Genomic DNA, 3,335 nt, shown 5'->3' with positions numbered 1-3,335 from the left:
TCGCGCTGCACCCGGTCGCCCGTCGCGACCGCCGCAAGCGCGCGCGTCGTCGGCACGCCCATAGCGGCCATCGCTTCCGAAACGAGAAATTCGCGCAAGACCGGGCCGATCGCGGCCTTGCCGTCGCCGTTGCGCGAAAAGGCGGTGGGGCCCGACCCTTTGAACTGCACATCGAACCGGGCGCCATCGGGCGCAACGACCTCGCCGATGAGGAGAGCGCGCCCGTCGCCGAGTTGCGACGAAAAATGGCCAAACTGATGCCCGGCATAGGCGAAGGCGAGCGGATTGGCGCCGGCGGGCAGATCCCGCCCCGAAAAGACGTTCGCCAGTTCGTCGTCCCCGACTCCCTCGATCGCCAGTCCGAGCCGGTCGGCCAGCGCATGATTGAAGGCCAGAAGTTTCGGCGCCGACGGTTGCGCCGCTTCGGCGGGCGCGTAAAAACCCTCCATGTCGGCATGAAAGCTGTTGTCGAACGCAAAATCCATGCAGCTACTCCTGATTATATCTATGTCGATCCGGAAGAGCCGATTGCAAGCGCTGAAAAGCTGTGGCGGAATCCACCAACCGGATATCCACCCGGGCCATACCGGTTAACCCGCTGTTTTCCTTAACCATGCCATGAACGCGCCAGAAGGGTCGGGAATAGAAAATATGTCAATCATCGTAACCGGAATCGCGGGCTTTATCGGTATGCACACCGCCGCGCGCCTGCTTGCGCGGGGCGAGACCGTCATCGGAGTCGACGATTTCAACGATTATTATCCGGTCGCGCTGAAGGAATCCCGGATTGCCGAGCTCGAACGAATCGGCGCGGGACGCCTGATCGTCCGCCGCGCCGACATCGGCGACCAGTCCGCTCTCGCAGCCGCGCTGGCCGGAACCGAATTCGATCGCATCGTCCATCTCGCTGCGCAGGCAGGGGTCCGCTATTCGCTCGACAATCCCGCCGCTTACGTCCGATCGAACATGGCAGGACATCTCAACATCCTCGAAATCGCGCGCCAGCACAAGGTTCGCCATCTCGTCTACGCCTCTTCTTCCTCGGTCTATGGTGCAAACAAGATCATGCCATTCCGGCTCGAGGATCGGGTAGATCATCCCGTCTCCCTCTATGCGGCTACCAAACGCGCGGACGAACTGATGAGCGAGACCTATGCCCATCTCTTCCGCATACCGCAGACCGGACTGCGCTTCTTCACCGTTTACGGTCCATGGGGCCGGCCCGACATGGCGCTGTGGAAATTTACCGCCAATATCCTCGCGGGCAAGCCGATCGACGTCTATAATCATGGCGATATGCAGCGCGATTTCACCTATATCGACGATATCGTCGCCGGGGTGCTCGCGAGCCTGGCCAAGCCGCCCGCTGACGACGGGCTCGAAAAGGCCGGCGGCTTCACCACCCCGCACCGGCTCTACAATATCGGCAACAACCGCCCCGAGCCGCTGATGGAGCTCATCAGGACGATCGAAATTGCATGCGAGCGCAAGGCCGAGCTCAATATGCTCCCGATGCAGGACGGCGATGTCCATGCGACCTATGCCGATATCGGCGCGATCCAGCGCGATCTCGGCTATGCCCCGACCACACCGATCAGCGTCGGCATTCCCGCCTTCGTTTCATGGTATCGCGAGGCTGGCCAATTGCATGACGAGCCGTCACCGAGGGACGCTACGCAACCCTGATTACGAGCAGCTTGAGTTCGTTCACATCGACAGGATTGTTGGCTGCGTCGAAGCAACGCAAACGAACCGAATTAACCCCGTTCAAGTCGCACCGCACATTGCCCATGCCCATATTCGTCGTGGCGAAAACGGAGAAATCATTTGCCGTCTGGTTGGATCGGGTCAACACGGCGATATAGTCTCCCACCCCCTTGCGTTGCACGGCGGAGATACCGAAGCCTTTCGTGATCCGAGGCGTCTGCGTACCATCGATATTGGCCGACGCGATGATCGCTCCTTGCGCCGCCTCTGGCTCCTTCCGGATCGTCACGTCGGTGTCATAGGAGATGGTGCCGAGGCCGGCCGGACGATTGTCCCTCAGTAGGTTCACGGCGCCGTTGCGGCAGCAATTCCTCATCCGCAGCGTTCCCGTGAATCCCGGCGCGATCTCGACCAAGTTCGTCACGCCGCCCGCCGAGTTCGCGCCGCGAAACCCTTCAATCAGATGGTCGCCCGCGCCATCGAGGTAAATTCCCGTCACGCAATTCTCGACATGGCTGCTGTGCACCCGCAGCGAGCCCCTTACGACGTCGATCGCCCTCGGCATTGCGCGATTATCCATCTTGCCCGCGCCCGCCACGGTGGTTGTTGAGATGACCAGCTGGAACGCCTGCGAAGCGAGCGCGTCATTCAACCTGATCCCCGCGACACAGCCTTGGGACGATCCAAAGAATTCGCTGTCCGCAATGCGACAAAACGCCGCGCCGCCATCCATACCGCGCATTTGTACGCCGATCCCCCGGAATTTTTCGATCAGCACGCTTCGAAGGCCCCCGCCGTCCTGCCATGCCTGACTGTCGACCCCGCCCAGACCGGAGACATTGTTGCAATCGAACGTCAACTGCTCGATGGGATTATCGAACATGCTGACCCCGCCGTTTTCGACCATCATCATGAACGGACCGGCATGGCCCTGCGCCGCCTTGATCCTCGATCCACGTTTGTTGAGACCGCGCAAAGTCACCCGATTCCCGATGTTGAAGGGCGCGGCAAGATTCAATTCGCCGCGCCCCAACTGGATGCTGTGCCCTTGGGCATTGCCTCGCCAGGTAGCCGCCTCCCTGATCGCCGCGACCAACCGTTCCTGATCGTCGCCCGCGAACTGCGAGAGCATCAGCGGCCCCTCCGCGATCCATTCAGATACGGTCTGGACGCGCAGGCCCGCTCCGGCCTTGAGGCGGTTCCCGACCATATCGCCGCCATCACTGCCCGACAGCGTCAGCAGCGAGACCGGGCGATCATAAGGATCATCGTCGAACACCACTTTCTGGCTGTTGGCGTTGACGACCTTGACACGCAGACTGCCTGAATGGGCGTGATAGAAATTCGGGATAGGCGCCCCGAACCGGACCGGGATAGGATTGTCTATTCCCTCTGTCAGTCCTGCGTCGGCGAACAGACTGACGAGCTTTGTCGAACCTGCCTCAAAAGCGTGGATTTCCAGATCGCACGCCAGCCCCATCGCCTCCGCGATGCGATGGGCAATATCCGAAACCTTGGTCAAATTCTTGCTCCGATCACCGGCTCAGACCGACCGGACCTCTCGGCCTTCCTACCGAATTCCCGGTGATCGGCAATTCCTTCGTTCAAGTCGACGCGGTGCCGCGGCA

At 61.0% G+C, this 3,335-nt stretch carries 3 protein-coding genes; 1 reads left to right on the top strand and 2 read right to left on the bottom strand.

Annotation, left to right across the window (positions count from 1 at the left end; translation table 11 throughout):
* Positions 1–485, bottom strand: a 485-nt coding sequence (locus VN047_RS18635; RefSeq protein WP_325545315.1) for a protein adenylyltransferase SelO family protein, incomplete at its 3' end; no start/stop codon positions are given.
* Between the two features lie 166 nt (positions 486–651).
* Here VN047_RS18635 and VN047_RS18630 point away from each other — a divergent pair.
* Positions 652–1,686, top strand: a complete 1,035-nt coding sequence (locus VN047_RS18630) for an NAD-dependent epimerase/dehydratase family protein (protein ID WP_325545313.1) — start codon at positions 652–654, stop codon at positions 1,684–1,686.
* Here the strand turns inward: VN047_RS18630 and VN047_RS18625 are convergent.
* Entirely contained in the window at positions 1,673–3,229 is a 1,557-nt protein-coding gene (locus VN047_RS18625) for a hypothetical protein (RefSeq protein WP_325545311.1), read from the bottom strand. The two genes, VN047_RS18630 and VN047_RS18625, sit on opposite strands and share 14 nt — an antisense overlap.
* Between the last annotated feature and the right edge of the window lie 106 nt (positions 3,230–3,335).

This window comes from Sphingopyxis sp., assembly GCF_035565275.1.
GTDB lineage: Bacteria > Pseudomonadota > Alphaproteobacteria > Sphingomonadales > Sphingomonadaceae > Sphingopyxis.
This window is presented reverse-complemented; position numbering and strand designations above follow the sequence as displayed.